The sequence below is a fragment of the Bacillus sp. MYb78 genome, from assembly GCF_002975115.1.
Taxonomy (GTDB): Bacteria; Bacillota; Bacilli; order Bacillales; family Bacillaceae_G; genus Bacillus_A; species Bacillus_A cereus.
Window position 1 is genome coordinate 493,929 of sequence record NZ_PCOB01000002.1, and the last position, 15,633, is coordinate 509,561.

Genomic DNA, 15,633 nt, shown 5'->3' on the forward strand with positions numbered 1-15,633 from the left:
TTTATGAAAATAAAACGGAGAATTACAATTGTTTTAATTTGTTTTATGGGCATTATGTTTTTATTGCTTTGTCGTTTAATTCAAATCCAAATTATAGATACAGAATCATTTACTGATCGCAAAATAAATTTAATTGAAAAAAGTGTTACGCAACGTACGCAATACATTGCAGTAGACGATGGACGTGGGCAGTTTATAGATCGTAGTGGTAAAGAAATAGGTGAGGAAAAGTATCCTGTTTTAATTGTTTTTCCATTTTTACAAATAAAAAATGACATGTTAGAGAAAATCGCGCATATCATTGGTGTGTCGAGACAAGAGATCAGAAGACAAATGAAAAATAAAAAAAATGCATTTATACTGCAAGGGGAAACTGCTCCATTTCGAGTGACACGAGAGCAGATGGAGAAGGTGAATCAATTACATGTATTAGGTATTGTAGCAGCTGAAGTGCGATTAAAACAAACTGGGGAGATAAATCATTTAATTGGTGATGTAGGGGAGAACGAAAGAGAATTTCAAAAGCGATATGGAGAAGTGAAAAAAATTTCAAAACAAACGCCGATAGGTATTTCAGGATTACAGCAATCATTTGATGAATTTTTATTGACTGATGGAGAGGCAAAAGTATTGTATCAAGTAGATCGGCAAGGAGAACCAATTTTCGGAAAGCAAGCGAAGTATACTTCACCAGGAAATCCATTTTACCCAGTTAGGATTCAAACTACTTTACATAAAGGGTTGCAGCAAAAAGCAGAAGAAGTGATTGAAGCAAATGAAATAAAGAAGGGGGGATTAGTATTACTTGATGTAAAGACAAATGAAATATTAGCGATGGTCAGTAAGCCGTCTTTACAAGTAAGAGATAAGAATTTATATAAGACTACACTTGAAAATCAAATGTTAACGCCGCATTTTCCAGGCTCTGTTTTTAAAACAGTAGTTGCAGCTGCAGTCATTGATCAAAAAGTAAATTTGTTTAATCGGACATTTAATTGTAATAAAGATTTATATGGTGAAAACGACCCACAAGTTATGATGGGTACACTTAACTTCAAAGAGAGCTTTGCTAGGAGCTGTAACAGGACATTTTCCGAGTTAGGTAACGAGCTATTACAAAAGGATAGGACGGTGCTAGAAACATACGTAGCAGCTTTAGGAGCAAATGAAAAGGTTGGATGGAAAGGTTCTGTATTTCATACACCTCATTTCGAGCAAATGCCAGAAGAAAAAGGCACTACTATTTGGGGGAATGAAGAAAACAAAAATAGTAAAAAAGCGGTAGAGCAAACAGCGATTGGACAGAAAGATGTACGTATATCACCTCTAGCAATTGCAAATATGATGGCGACGATTGCGAGGAATGGAGAAAAAATGGAAGTGAAAGCTGTTGAAAAAATAGTATATAAAAATGGAGCGGATTTTTTTACATTTGAGAACCATACGTTACATGGAAAACAGCTTTCGTATGAAACAGTGAAAACATTACAAGAGTTATTAAGAGGCGTTGTAACAAGGGAGAAAGGAACAGGAACGGCATTCCGTTCGTTGCCGCTCAGTGTCGCTGGAAAATCAGGGACAGCGCAAACAGGGAAAGGGACGAGGGTGAATCGCTGGTTTGCAGGTTATTTTCCGTATGAGAATCCAAGATATGCTTTAGTTGTTGTTGATCTAGAGACTGATAACAAAGTGAATAAAGTCACACCTATTTTTAAAGATATGGTAGGAGCAATCTATCAATTGGAGAATGAAAAGTAATCTTGCAATTTATAGTGAATTGTTTTCATTTCATGAAAATATCATTGTAAATGTTCAACCTTTCTAGATTTAATGTTACAATAGCAATTAGGAAAAACTGCATGGAGGTTTGGAGAATGGCAGGAGGATCAAGATTCCAACAGAAACAACAAAAACGTCGTCAAAACGGTGTTTTAAATATTGCAATCGCTATTGTATTACTATTAGTAGCTATTGTAGCATATCAATTGTTCGTTCCTAGTACGAAAGAGCAAGCATCTTCTACTGATAAGAAAGTCTCTCAACAAACAACAAAGAATGAGAAAGCTGGAAAATCAGAAGATAAAGAATCTGCTAAGAAAAAAGAAAAAGAAAAAGAGCAAGCAGAAGCTAAGCAAAAAGCTGAAGAAGAGAAGTTAAAGGCTGAGGAAGAAAAGAAAAAAGCTGAAGAAGAAGCGAAAGCTAACGAGAAAGTATCAGCTGAAAAAACTGTATCCAAGGCAAAAGAGGCTTATACAAAACCTTCTTGGAAAGCTGTAGGAACAGAACAAGGTTCATCACCAGCGATGACGTTTAAACAGGGGTCATCAGATTGGAATGAGATGCAAAGTGCAATTGCTGCAGGTATTGAAGTACCGAAGGAGCAATTAGTATTCCATTTTGTTGGAAGAGACAAAACTGGAAAGAGTAAAGCTTATGGTGACGTTCAAGATAAGCAAAGTGGAAAAAGATATTACGTAAATATTGATTGGGTAGACAATGAGGGCTGGAAACCAGTACTTGTTCAAACTCTAAACTAAAAAAGAGAAGCTCCTTAGGAGCTTCTCTTTTTTAGTTAACGCAATTTCTTTAATTTAAAATGAACAACCGCGCTATAATACGGTCTTTTGCTTTCAGGATCCATAACCATTTGATGTGAGATGTGATGAACTTCAAGCATAAGTGCTTTATTATTATCGATTTGTTCACTAATTTTTCGTTCTAAAGAAGCTAAGTCTCCCGCTTCAAAAAATTCTACTTTATCTTCTAACATTTCAAAGGTAAATGACATGAAGACGGCCCCTCTCCTATGTAATCAACTATAGTGTAACAAAGAAAAGAAGGAAATACCATGTACATTTCAATTGACATTTTTAGAAAGAGGGAATATCATACTGATAAAACCGATAAGAAAAAGGGGAATTTTTATGGGCACAGAATTTAATGGTTTATTTGATGAGTGGGCTCATACGTACGACTCATTCGTACAAGGCGAAGATATACAATATAAAGAAGTTTTCGCCCATTATGAGGATATTCTAGAGGATGTAGTTAACAAGTCATTTGGTAATGTATTAGAATTTGGTGTCGGTACAGGTAATTTAACAAATAAATTATTACTTGCTGGCCGCACAGTTTACGGTATAGAACCGTCGCGTGAAATGCGTATGATTGCAAAAGAGAAATTGCCAAAAGAATTTTCGATTACAGAAGGTGATTTTCTTTCGTTTGAAGTCCCAAATTCAATTGATACCATTGTAAGCACCTATGCATTTCATCATTTAACAGATGATGAAAAAAATGTAGCGGTTGCGAAGTATAGTCAATTGCTAAACAAAGGTGGTAAAATAGTGTTTGCTGATACGATATTTGCAGATCAAGATGCATATGATAAAACTGTTGAAACAGCAAAACAAAGAGGTTTTCACCAGTTAGCAAACGATTTGCAAACGGAATACTATACACGTATTCCAGTTATGCAGACTATTTTTGAAAACAATGGCTTCCATGTAACGTTTACGAGATTAAATCATTTCGTTTGGGTAATGGAGGCAACTAAGCAATAGAAAGAGGGATTAGATTGAGAATTGCTGTAATTGGAGCAATGGAAGAAGAAGTACGTATTTTACGTGACAAATTAGAACAAGCAGAGACAGAAACGGTTGCAGGTTGTGAATTTACGAAAGGACTATTAGCAGGACATGAAGTAATCTTGTTAAAGTCTGGTATTGGTAAAGTAAACGCAGCGATGTCAACGACAATTTTATTAGAAAAATATAAGCCTGAAAAAGTAATTAATACTGGTTCAGCTGGTGGATTCCATCATTCTCTAAACGTTGGTGATGTAGTTATTTCCACTGAAGTTCGTCACCATGACGTAGATGTAACAGCATTTAACTATGAATATGGTCAAGTACCAGGAATGCCGCCTGGATTTAAAGCTGATGAGGCGTTAGTTGCATTAGCTGAGAAATGTATGCAAACTGAAGAAAATATTCAAGTTGTAAAAGGCATGATTGCAACAGGCGATTCATTTATGAGTGATCCGAACCGCGTTGCAGCCATCCGTGATAAATTTGAAAATCTTTATGCGGTAGAAATGGAAGCAGCAGCTGTCGCACAAGTATGCCACCAATATGAAGTTCCGTTTGTTATCATTCGCGCACTTTCTGATATTGCTGGTAAAGAATCAAATGTTTCATTTGATCAGTTTTTAGATCAAGCAGCTCTTCATTCTACAAACTTTATCGTAAAAGTGTTAGAAGAGTTAAAGTAATGTAACAAAAAGGCAACTGTCTCATATAAAGAAAATACATACAGTTGCCTTTTCTTTATTGGCAAACAAGGGGGAGAACACGATGAATGTATATCGTGGAGTTCATGAGTTAATTGGTCATACACCAATTGTAGAAATTACTCGTTTTTCACTTCCGAAAGGGGTCCGCTTATTTGCAAAGCTTGAATTTTATAACCCAGGCGGAAGCGTTAAGGATCGTTTAGGAAGAGAATTAATCGAAGATGCGCTAGAAAAAGGGCTTGTTACCCAAGGTGGAACAATTATTGAACCGACTGCTGGGAATACTGGTATTGGACTGGCACTTGCAGCATTAGAACATGATTTACGTGTTATCGTTTGTGTACCAGAGAAATTTAGTATTGAAAAACAAGAATTAATGAAAGCACTAGGTGCAACGGTCGTCCATACACCGACTGAGCAAGGAATGACCGGTGCAATTGCAAAAGCAAAAGAATTAGTAAATGAAATACCGAATTCATACTCTCCAAGTCAGTTTGCGAATGAAGCAAACCCGCGTGCTTATTTCAAAACACTAGGTCCTGAACTTTGGGATGCACTGAATGGAGAGATTAACATATTTGTTGCTGGAGCAGGAACTGGCGGTACGTTTATGGGGACTGCATCTTATTTGAAAGAAAAAAATATAGATATTAAAACAGTTATCGTAGAGCCAGAAGGATCTATTTTAAATGGTGGTAAGGCTGGTTCACATGAGACCGAAGGAATTGGACTGGAATTTATCCCGCCATTTTTGAAGACATCTTATTTTGATGAAATTCATACGATTTCTGATCGAAATGCATTTTTACGAGTGAAAGAATTAGCGCAAAAAGAAGGACTTCTCGTTGGGAGCTCTTCAGGAGCAGCATTTCATGCGAGTTTACTTGAGGCAGAGAAGGCAGCACCAGGTACAAATATTGTAACCATTTTTCCTGATAGTAGTGAGCGCTATTTAAGTAAAGACATATACAAAGGATGGGAATAAAAAATGAGAGCAAAGACAAAGTTAATTCATGGTATTCGCATAGGAGAACCTTCAACTGGATCTGTAAACGTACCGATCTATCAAACAAGTACGTACAAACAAGAAGCGGTTGGTAAGCATCAAGGATATGAATATTCACGTACAGGTAACCCAACACGTGCAGCTTTAGAAGAAATGATTGCTGTATTAGAAAATGGTCATGCTGGATTTGCATTCGGTTCTGGAATGGCTGCTATTACAGCGACAATTATGTTGTTCTCAAAAGGTGACCACGTTATTTTAACAGATGATGTTTATGGTGGAACGTATCGTGTTATTACGAAAGTATTAAACCGCTTCGGTATTGAACATACATTTGTAGACACAACAAACTTAGAGGAAGTTGTAGAAGCAATTCGTCCAAATACGAAAGCGATCTATGTGGAAACACCAACGAACCCATTACTAAAAATTACTGATATTAAGAAAATATCTACTCTTGCTAAAGAGAAAGATTTATTAACAATTATTGATAATACATTCATGACGCCATATTGGCAGTCGCCGATTTCTTTAGGAGCAGACATTGTACTTCATAGTGCAACGAAATATTTAGGAGGTCATAGTGACGTAGTTGCAGGTCTAGTAGTGGTAAATAGCCCACAACTAGCAGAAGACCTTCACTTTGTACAAAACTCAACAGGAGGTATTCTTGGACCACAAGATAGCTTCTTACTACTTCGCGGTTTAAAAACATTAGGAATTCGTATGGAAGAACATGAAACGAATTCACGCGCTATTGCTGAATTCTTAAATAATCATCCAAAAGTAAATAAAGTATATTACCCAGGTCTTGAATCACATCAAAACCATGAATTAGCAACAGAACAAGCAAATGGATTTGGTGCTATTATTTCGTTTGATGTAGATAGTGAGGAAACATTAAATAAAGTACTTGAGAAACTGCAATACTTTACACTTGCTGAAAGCTTAGGAGCAGTAGAAAGTTTAATTTCTATCCCATCTCAAATGACACATGCATCAATCCCAGCGGATCGCCGTAAAGAATTAGGAATTACAGATACATTAATTCGTATTTCTGTCGGTATTGAAGATGGTGAAGATTTAATTGAAGATTTAGCACAAGCGCTAGCGTAATAAAAAATGCACTGCTAATGTGGAGCAGTGCATTTTTATTATGTTAATTTGTGAAATGTTTCACAAATTAGACATACACAAATGAAATGATTTCATGTATATTGAATTCATGAAATGTTATTCACGAGTAAACTTGTGAAATGTTTCACAAACAATGGGATTCATGTAGGACGGTAACTCTATTTTTTTTCGCTAATCGGGACTTATTATGACCTGTAGGGACTTATAAAGACCGTGATAACAGAATAGGAGGAAATTTACATGGTAGTCAAAGAGAAAGTTGTCAATGAAATGCAAGAGGTAAAAGAGATGATTGATACGTTAGTAAATAACGGTCAACAAGCTTTACAAGCATTAGAAAGTTTTACACAAGAGCAGATTGACAACATTGTTCATGAAATGGCATTAGCAGGTGTTGATCAACATATGCCACTTGCAAAATTGGCTGTTGAAGAAACAGGCCGTGGTGTCTATGAAGACAAATGCATTAAAAATATTTTTGCCACTGAATATATTTGGCATAGTATAAAGCAAGATAAAACGGTAGGAATTATTCACGAAGATCCTCATGAAGAAATAATAGAAATTGCAGAACCTGTCGGTGTAGTAGCTGGGGTAACACCAGTAACGAATCCAACGTCGACAACAATGTTTAAAGCGTTGATTGCGATAAAAACGAGAAATCCAATTATTTTCGCATTTCATCCTTCTGCACAAAATTGTTCGGTGGCAGCAGCGAAAACCGTATATGATGCAGCAATGAAAGCTGGTGCACCAAAACATTGTATTCAATGGATTGAAAGACCGTCTGTCGAAGCGACGAAACAATTAATGAACCATGAGGGTGTGGCACTCGTTCTAGCAACTGGAGGCGCTGGTATGGTGAAATCAGCTTACTCTACTGGAAAACCAGCGCTAGGTGTAGGTCCTGGTAATGTACCGTGTTATATAGAAAAATCAGCACATGTAAAACGAGCTGTTAATGATTTAATTTTATCGAAAACATTTGATAACGGTATGATTTGTGCATCGGAACAAGCAATCATTGTCGATAAAGAAATCTATGATGATGTTAAAACAGAAATGATCGAAAACAATTGTTACTTTGTAACAGAAGAAGAAAGAAAAAAATTAGAAAAGCTCGTTATAAATGAAAATACATGTGCAGTAAATAGTGATATTGTAGGAAAATCAGCACAGTATATTGCCGAATTAGTTGGGATTACTGTTCCTGAACATACAAAAATGCTTGTAGCTGAAATTCAAGGTATTGGAGCAGCATACCCGTTATCTCGTGAGAAACTGAGCCCAGTATTAGCCTGTGTGAAGGCGAATTCATTAGAAAAAGGATTTACATATTGCGAAGAAATGTTGAACCTCGGTGGTTTAGGACATTCAGCAGTTATTCATTCTACAAATAAAGAAGTGCAAAAGCAATTTGGATTACGTATGAAAGCTTGCCGTCTCATTGTAAATGCACCTTCATCACAAGGTGGAATAGGGGATATATATAACGGATTTATTCCATCACTTACACTTGGTTGTGGTTCTTACGGAAAAAATTCAGTTTCCCAAAATGTAACAGCGACTCATTTATTAAATATAAAAAGGCTGGCAAATAGAAAAAAGAATATGCAGTGGTTCAAATTGCCGCCAAAAATTTATTTTGAAAAACATGCTACAGCGTATTTAGCAAATATGCCTAACATTTCACGTGCATTTATTGTAACGGATCCTGGAATGGTTGAACATGGCTATGTGGATACAGTCACGCACTATTTAAACAAGCATGCAAATGATGTGAAAATTGAAGTTTTCTTTGAGGTCGAACCAGATCCATCAGATGAAACTGTCTTTAAAGGTGCGGAAATGATGAGAAGCTTTAAGCCAGATGTAATTATCGCACTTGGTGGTGGTTCAGCTATGGATGCAGCAAAAGGAATGTGGTTATTCTATGAGCATCCAGAAACGACATTCTATGGCATTAAACAGAAGTTTTTAGATATAAGAAAACGTACATGTAAATATTCGGAATTAGGAAATAAGGCGCAGTTTGTTGCGATTCCAACAACATCAGGAACAGGATCAGAAGTGACACCATTTGCGGTTATTACAGATAAGAAAAATAATATAAAGTATCCGCTCGCAGATTATGAATTAACACCAGATGTAGCAATTGTTGATCCACAATTTGTAATGACAGTACCACCACATGTAACAGCAGATACTGGTATGGATGTTTTAACACATGCAATTGAGGCGTATGTGTCTGTTATGGCAAATGACTATACAGATGGATTAGCATTAAAAGCTATTGATCTCGTATTCAAATATTTACCGAGAGCATATAAAGATGGAAATGATGAAGAAGCACGGGAAAAAATGCATAACGCTTCTGCAATTGCAGGGATGGCATTTGCAAATGCTTTTCTAGGTATTAATCACAGCTTAGCACATAAAATTGGTCCAGAATTCCATATTCCGCACGGACGTGCAAATGCAATTCTTATGCCGCATGTAGTCCGCTATAATGCTATTAAGCCAAGAAAACACGCATTGTTCCCAAAATATGAGCACTTTGTAGCAGATGAACGCTATGCACATATTGCGAGAATGCTCGGGCTTCCAGCAAGCTCAGTAGCAGAAGGTGTGGAATCACTCGTCAAAGCAATTATTGAGCTTGGAAAAAGCTTAAATATTAATATGAGTATTGCAGGACAAGGGGTAGATAAAGAGCAATTTGAAGAGGTTGTTGGAGTATTAGCAGAAAGAGCTTTTGAAGATCAATGTACAACTGCTAATCCAAAGTTACCGCTTATTTCAGAGCTGAAAGAAATTTATATGGAAGCATATAAAGGTGAATAATGATTAAAAAAGAGCCGCAGAAAGCGGCTCTTTTTTTGTTGGAAAACATCTCCCAGAATGGCTGTATTTACTGGTCTTTCAGTTTCATAGAATATGATAAAGTGAAATGGAGGAGTGAGAATATAATGAAAGAATTACAAGGAAAAATAGAAGATTATACTCGGTTCGGACAAATTCTTCTCGCTGTAAGTACATTGTTAATGGTTGGCTTGTTGATTCCGGATGGAGCAAAAGAGACAATCCAATTTTTTGTTATGATGGGGAGCATCGTTATATTTTTAAGTTTATCGTTCTTTTTCTTTCAGCGTGTGAAAGTGATGCGTGACCAGTTAGAGGAAAACGAATGTGAATAATATTGTTAACTAGAGCGCGGCGAAAAGAAAGAATCTTTTTGTCGCGCTTTTTGTTTTTTGTAGAAAAATGTATGCGTTTCATGTTGACAATGATAATCCTTATCAATTAAAGTAGAATAGTAGTTAATGATTATCATTATCAATTAGAGGTGAAGGAATGAAAAAATCTATTACGCTATTTACAGCGATTTTATCTATTTTTTTCTTGTTAATAGGTTGCAGTGCCAAAGGGGACGAGAAAGCGTCTGCAACCAAAACAGAAAAAGGAAAAGAAAAAATCGAAATTACCGAACTGTCAGGGAGAAAGGTAACATTCGATAAAGTACCAGAAAGTTTTGCAACATTAAGTATGGGAGACATGGATATTATTCATGCTTTAGGTGGAAAAGTAGTAGGTCGTCCGGATACGAAATTAACTCTTCCAGAGGAGTTAAAGAAAGCAAAAGTAATCGGGAATGCACATCAACCGAACTTTGAGCAAATTGCTAGTTTAAAGCCCGATGTACTTGTTGCTAACAATGGATTCCAAAAGAATGTGCCAACGGTTGAAGGACAGGGAACGAAAGTAATCATTTCTTCTGCGAATTCTGTACAAGATATTCAAAAGAATATTGAATTATATGGAACGGTAATGAAGAAAGAAGATAAAGCAAAAGAACTTAATCAAAAAATCAATGATCAAATGAAGAAATATGAGAAAAAGAGCGATGTGAAAGCATTGCTAGTGTATGGCGCACCAGGTACTTATTTAGCGGCATTACCAACATCTTTATCAGGTGATGTTTTAGAAAAAACAGGCGGGAAAAATATTGCTTCTGATTTTCCAGAAACGAAAGAATATCCGCAATATGCACAGCTAAGTGTAGAACGTATTATTGAGGCGAATCCAGATGTCATTTATTTAATTACACACGGAGATCCAAAAAGTGTGAAAAAAGCATTCGAAGGCGAAATGATGAAAAATGAAGCGTGGAAAAATTTAGATGCAGTAAAACAAAACCGCGTAGTTATTTTGCCACCTGATTTATTTGGATCTAATCCTGGGACAAAAGTTACAGAAGCAATGGACTTTATGTATAAAAGTATACAAGATGTAAGGAAATGATACGTATGGAAAGTAGTGAAGTAGTAAGAGAAAAGGAACATCCTTTTGCGAAAAAAAGATGGATAATAGCAGTTACTTTAGTTGTATTAACAATTCTAGGCCTCTTTTACGGACTTTTCGCAGGAAGTTTATCTTTTTCTGTACGAGACATTCTAACAGGTATACAAGATGAAGGTTCGACAGTTCATCGAATTGTATGGGATCTTCGCATACCGAGAGTTCTCGTTGGGTTTATAGTAGGAACATGTTTAGCTGCATCTGGTACACTGCTGCAAGGGGTTATGAGAAACCCTCTTGCAGATCCTGGTATTATCGGGGTTTCATCTGGGGCAGGCCTTGTAGCAATTGTCATCATGATTTTATTCCCACAGCATCTAGCTTTTTTACCACTAGGGGCGTTTTTAGGAGCTTTCATAACAGCGATGGTTATTTATGCTTTATCATGGCAAAAAGGGGCACCACCTTCAAGAATCGTCTTAGTAGGAGTGTCAATCAATGCATTAATTGGTGCAGCAACGTCAGCTTTAATGTTATTACATAGTGACAAAGTACAATCCGTGTTACCGTGGCTAGCGGGCGGCATTGGTGGTGTAAGTTGGGCACATTTAAACATGATTATTTATTATGCAATATTCGCCATTATATTAGCTTTCTTTGGTATTAAGCATATTCGAGTGTTAATGCTTGGAGATGAAATGGCAAAACTATTAGGACATAATGTGGAAAAAAGTCGGTTTTATTTAATCGTAGTAAGTACATTATTAGCTGGAATTGCGGTAAGTGTGTCTGGTCTTATTGGATTTGTCGGTCTTGTCGTACCACATATGCTACGTTTATTAGTTGGAAATGATTATAGATATTTGCTACCTTTATCATGCCTTGGCGGCGGGGTATTACTTGTTTTTGCGGATGCAATAGCTCGAAGTTGGTTTGACCCAATTGAATTGCCTGTTGGTATTTTACTGTCCTTCTTAGGTGGTCCTTTCTTCTTATATTTAATTCATAGAGGAGGAAAACAACGTGATTTCCGTTAACAAAGTGTTTTATGCACACTCTGAAAGATTTCAAATGCAAAATATGAATGTACATATTAAGGCTGGAGAAATCGTTAGTTTAATTGGTCCGAATGGATCGGGAAAATCTACTTTGCTTCGTTTAATAGCAAGGCTACTGAAACAAAGCGAAGGGGACATCATTTTAGATGGGAAAAATATTCATATGATGAAGAGTGCTGATGTAGCGAAGCAATTAGCGATGTTACCACAAATGCATGATCATCAATTAGATTTGACAGTGAAAGAACTAATTGAGTTCGGAAGAGGTCCACATAAATCATGGAGTAGCCGCTTAAATAAAGAAGATGAAGAAATTGTTGATTGGGCATTGTCTGTTACAAATCTTGAAGGGTATGAATATCGTCTTTTACATTCTTTATCAGGAGGGGAACGGCAACGTGCTTGGATTGCGATGACGCTAGCGCAACGTACAAATGTCTTATTATTGGATGAACCAACAACCTTTTTAGATATCGTTCACCAGTTGGAAGTAATGGAACTTGTGAAACGATTAAATGAGGAGTTTGGAATGACAATTATAATGGTTTTACATGACATTAACCAAGCTGCTCAATATAGCGATCGTTTACTTGTATTAAAGCGAGGAAAGATTCAGTATGATGGTATACCAGAAGAAGTACTATGCCATGAAATGTTTCAACATGTATTTGGCATAGATGTAGATATTTTTCAAGGAAATGACAAACCGTTTTTTACACCGAAACGAATTTCTAGAAGGGGAGAAGAGCGATGCAAACAGAAGAGCGTATTACCACTGAATTAGTAAGAGAATTTGTTATGGCAGCTCACGGGGATTTAGAGAAAGTACAAGAGCTATTGGTTGAATCACCAAGCTTACTTCACGCCTCTTATAATTGGGGTGGATCAGATTGGGAAAGTGCGTTAGGCGCATCGGCACATGTAGGTCGTAAAGATATTGCTCTTTATTTACTAGAAAAGGGTGCTCGGATGGATATTTTTGCAGCAGCTATGCTTGGTGAATTAGAAGTTGTACAAGCTATTTTAGTAGCTCAACCAGAAGCATTGCGTGCATCTGGCCCTCATGGTATTTCTCTTCTTCAACATGCACGAATGGGTGGAGAGAAATCTAAGCGTGTATATGATTATTTAGCAATACTATCTTAATGAACGAAGGAAGTTCTTATGTGCGGTAAACTTTTCACTTGAAACAATTGGAAAGTTTACCGCCCGTTAGAACGGGATCAGTATCTAGTATATTTGAAAATCCTACACCCCCCTCAATTGTAGTTTTCTTTATGCTAGTTATGATATGGATGCAGTGGACAATATTTGTCTACTGCTTTTTTTAGTTATTAAGAATGAATATTCTGTATTTTATTGTTGGTTCATTTATCCAGCTATTTTCCAGGCAGTAAGACTCCCGCCTAAAAATTCGGCTAAAGCAAAGAAGTTAGACGGGAGATACACTGCCCGTAAACGCCTAGTTGGTGAAGGCTAATAATCAGTGGGGATGAACAAAATTTCCCACTGATTAAAGTTTCACTTTATAATAAATAGTAACATTTCGTATACACACAAAACGTGATCGTGAAATGAAGAAAAAATTAGTGGAAAGGAGTGCCAGCATGTTTCATACAGAACGTTTACAAATTCGCAAATATACAATGGATGATTTACAGTTCTACGCTTCACTATGGGGGAACGAGAAGGTAATGCGTTATATTGGAAATGGGACGTTAAAAACATATATGCAGTGTAAAAAAAGTCTGGAGGAATGGGTGATTCCTAGCTATAAAAACGGTCTCGGTTTATTTGTATTGATTGAAAAGGAAATGGGAACAAGAATTGGTCATGCAGGGCTGGTAAAGCAGAAGATAGATGGAAAAGAGGAAATTGAAATTGGTTATTGGTTACTTCCTCAGTATTGGGGAAAAGGGTATGCAAAAGAAGCAGCGGCAGCATTTCGTGACTACGGTTTCCAAGCATTACGAATGAATAAATTAATTTCTCTTATTAATCCGAATCATCCCGCCTCAATATTTGTTGCTAGAAAAACCGGGCTCAGCTATGAGAAAACAACGTCATTTCATGGAATCGATGTTCTAGTTTATTCTATTAAGCGTGTTGGATGAAAAAATTACTTTTTTAAAGGTAAATTGCATTTTTTGAAGAATGGTATATGAAAATAAAGGGAGGGATTACATGTACATTTATCATAATGGACTTATTATTCGTGAGGGAACGAGTAGCGTACCAGCATATGCAATTAAAGCTTTGTTTGAAGATGCCGGTTGGAGTAATGATAATATCCCTTCTTGGCAAATTGAAAAATTTACGATAGCATTCGAAAATTCAACATGGGCTTTCACAATTTGGGATGAGGAAGAGATGGTTGCGATGGTTAGAGTCATTTCTGATGGAATTATGATTGCGAACATAGTAAATTTAGTTGTGAAGTGTGAATATAGAGGGAAGGGATTAGGTAAGAAGCTTGTAGCTCTTTGCCTGCAAAAACTTCCCCACGGTGATTGGTTTGCGCATACATCAGCGAACAATTTTGATTTTTATAGAAGTTGTGGATTTGAAGTTAGAGAGCTATCAAGAAATGGAACATGTGCGTATTATGGATACCAAGTCGCGAAAAGAGATGGTCACCGATAAATGAATGGAAAGTAAAAAAGTATAGCGAGGTAATTTTGAGACTTTTGATAATAGAGAATGGATTGAGGCTCGTTTTATGCTAAAATAAAAGAAAATTCTGTTTATTATTAGGGGGATAAAAATGAGTGTAAAAGCTGGGGATGTATTTAAATATGAAAGAAGATTTACTGAGGAAGAAGTTTTTGAATTTGCAAATATTACCGGTGATAAAGGTAGACACCATGTGGAATACGATGAAAATGGAAGATTAATGGTTCATGGTTTATTGACTGCTAGCATTGGAACGAAAGTGGGAGAAGAGTTACATTACATAGCAAGAGAATTAGTAAGTGAGTTTATTAGACCAGTTTTCACAGGAGATACGATCACTTGTGAACTAACTTTAACAAATGTTGAGCAAATGGAAGGCTATAAAAAAGTTTCAATCGAGTCAGTTTATCGCAATCAGCATGAAAAGACTGTACTAGTTGGGACAAGTTATGGAATTATAAGGGGATAAAAAAGAAGCCTGTTTAACAGGCTTCTTTTTTTTTGTTATTTAATAAACACGTTTTCGATTTTCCGCATAACTAGAGATGAGTAATAATGCAGTTTCTTCTCCTATATTACGAACAATATGAGGAACGCATGCATTCCATGAGAAAGAATCACCTTCTTCTACAATTGCAATATCTTCACCGTGCTGAACTTCTAGTTTTCCGCGTAATACAAGGTGACATTCTTCCCCTTCATGGGCATTTGGTGAGTTTTCTTTCGGGAATCCAGTAGGGATTTCTACTAAAGATAGGCGAAGGCCCCCTTGCTCCGCAACATGTTCAATTCTTTGCTCATCTTTGCCGTATACACTGTATTTCCGTTCTTCTTTTTTGACAATTTTTAATCGATCTTTTTGCTCTAACAATAAATAGGGAAGGGGAACGTTTAAAAAATTGGAGATCGTTTCTAAAGTTGAGATAGATGGTGATGTTTTATTATTTTCAACCTGACTCATAAATCCTTTAGAAAGACCTGTTCCCTCGCAAATTTGTGCAATTGTTATGCCTCTACGTTGACGAATTTCACGTATTGCAGAACCAATATTCATAAAATCAAGCTCCTTTTTGTAAACAACTATTTGTATCATAGCAAAAAAAATATATTTTTTCCCAGTGAAAATGAATTGACGAATAAAAAAAATTAGTGTATGTTTTGTAATG

General features: G+C 36.4%; 17 protein-coding genes. 15 read left to right on the forward strand and 2 right to left on the reverse strand.

Translation table 11 applies throughout. The features are described 5' to 3' along the window. Positions 1–3 precede the first annotated feature (3 nt). Together CQ064_RS06520 and CQ064_RS06525 are read left to right on the forward strand one after the other, a co-directional pair. The gene (locus CQ064_RS06520) at positions 4–1,758 is read left to right on the forward strand and encodes a peptidoglycan D,D-transpeptidase FtsI family protein (protein WP_000695143.1); all 1,755 of its coding nucleotides are present in this window, start codon (positions 4–6) and stop codon (positions 1,756–1,758) included. Between the two features lie 116 nt (positions 1,759–1,874). Then, a complete protein-coding gene (locus CQ064_RS06525; protein ID WP_000897094.1) occupies positions 1,875–2,537 on the forward strand; it encodes a YrrS family protein in 663 nt (220 codons plus the stop codon). Between the two features lie 35 nt (positions 2,538–2,572). Here the strand turns inward: CQ064_RS06525 and CQ064_RS06530 are convergent, their stop codons facing one another. Then, a complete protein-coding gene (locus CQ064_RS06530; RefSeq protein WP_000010984.1) occupies positions 2,573–2,788 on the reverse strand; it encodes a YrzA family protein in 216 nt (71 codons plus the stop codon). 136 nt (positions 2,789–2,924) lie between these two features. On the opposite strand from CQ064_RS06530, the gene CQ064_RS06535 reads away from it, so the two are divergent. The 13 genes from CQ064_RS06535 to CQ064_RS06605 all read left to right on the forward strand — a co-directional run bounded on the left by CQ064_RS06535 (position 2,925) and on the right by CQ064_RS06605 (position 14,936). Then, positions 2,925–3,563, forward strand: coding sequence for a class I SAM-dependent DNA methyltransferase (locus CQ064_RS06535; protein WP_000536323.1), 639 nt, complete (start codon positions 2,925–2,927; stop codon positions 3,561–3,563). A 14-nt stretch (positions 3,564–3,577) separates the two neighbouring features. Then, positions 3,578–4,273 (forward strand): 5'-methylthioadenosine/S-adenosylhomocysteine nucleosidase, encoded by a 696-nt coding sequence (gene mtnN / locus CQ064_RS06540; protein WP_001217027.1) that lies wholly within the window; start codon positions 3,578–3,580, stop codon positions 4,271–4,273. An 82-nt stretch (positions 4,274–4,355) separates the two neighbouring features. Next, positions 4,356–5,279 carry an O-acetylserine dependent cystathionine beta-synthase gene (locus CQ064_RS06545; RefSeq protein WP_001103877.1) on the forward strand — a complete coding sequence of 308 codons (924 nt, stop codon included), beginning with the start codon at positions 4,356–4,358 and terminating at the stop codon, positions 5,277–5,279. Between the two features lie 3 nt (positions 5,280–5,282). Then, the gene (locus CQ064_RS06550) at positions 5,283–6,416 is read left to right on the forward strand and encodes a bifunctional cystathionine gamma-lyase/homocysteine desulfhydrase (RefSeq protein ID WP_001201921.1); all 1,134 of its coding nucleotides are present in this window, start codon (positions 5,283–5,285) and stop codon (positions 6,414–6,416) included. A 261-nt stretch (positions 6,417–6,677) separates the two neighbouring features. Then, a complete protein-coding gene (gene adhE / locus CQ064_RS06555; protein ID WP_000260464.1) occupies positions 6,678–9,281 on the forward strand; it encodes a bifunctional acetaldehyde-CoA/alcohol dehydrogenase in 2,604 nt (867 codons plus the stop codon). A gap of 125 nt (positions 9,282–9,406) precedes the next feature. Further along, entirely contained in the window at positions 9,407–9,634 is a 228-nt protein-coding gene (locus CQ064_RS06560) for a YrhC family protein (RefSeq protein WP_000661454.1), read from the forward strand. A gap of 157 nt (positions 9,635–9,791) precedes the next feature. Beyond that, complete coding sequence (locus CQ064_RS06570; protein ID WP_000748465.1) at positions 9,792–10,739, forward strand: ABC transporter substrate-binding protein; 948 nt, start codon at positions 9,792–9,794, stop codon at positions 10,737–10,739. Positions 10,740–10,744: 5 nt separating this feature from the next. Next, positions 10,745–11,773 carry a FecCD family ABC transporter permease gene (locus CQ064_RS06575; protein ID WP_002082127.1) on the forward strand — a complete coding sequence of 343 codons (1,029 nt, stop codon included), beginning with the start codon at positions 10,745–10,747 and terminating at the stop codon, positions 11,771–11,773. After that, positions 11,760–12,578, forward strand: coding sequence for an ABC transporter ATP-binding protein (locus CQ064_RS06580; protein WP_000626528.1), 819 nt, complete (start codon positions 11,760–11,762; stop codon positions 12,576–12,578). The genes CQ064_RS06575 and CQ064_RS06580 overlap by 14 nt, the downstream gene beginning before the upstream one ends. Then, complete coding sequence (locus tag CQ064_RS06585) at positions 12,545–12,940, forward strand: ankyrin repeat domain-containing protein (RefSeq protein ID WP_001192766.1); 396 nt, start codon at positions 12,545–12,547, stop codon at positions 12,938–12,940. The genes CQ064_RS06580 and CQ064_RS06585 overlap by 34 nt, the downstream gene beginning before the upstream one ends. 428 nt (positions 12,941–13,368) lie before the next feature. After that, positions 13,369–13,908 (forward strand): GNAT family N-acetyltransferase, encoded by a 540-nt coding sequence (locus tag CQ064_RS06595; protein ID WP_003271719.1) that lies wholly within the window; start codon positions 13,369–13,371, stop codon positions 13,906–13,908. 70 nt (positions 13,909–13,978) lie between these two features. Beyond that, positions 13,979–14,437, forward strand: coding sequence for a GNAT family N-acetyltransferase (locus CQ064_RS06600; RefSeq protein ID WP_000276127.1), 459 nt, complete (start codon positions 13,979–13,981; stop codon positions 14,435–14,437). A 121-nt stretch (positions 14,438–14,558) separates the two neighbouring features. Continuing rightward, positions 14,559–14,936, forward strand: coding sequence for a hotdog family protein (locus CQ064_RS06605; protein ID WP_000111564.1), 378 nt, complete (start codon positions 14,559–14,561; stop codon positions 14,934–14,936). Positions 14,937–14,975: 39 nt separating this feature from the next. On the opposite strand, the gene CQ064_RS06610 is transcribed toward CQ064_RS06605, so the two are convergent. Further along, positions 14,976–15,521, reverse strand: a complete 546-nt coding sequence (locus CQ064_RS06610; protein WP_001020693.1) for a helix-turn-helix domain-containing protein — start codon at positions 15,519–15,521, stop codon at positions 14,976–14,978. Positions 15,522–15,633: the final 112 nt, after the last annotated feature.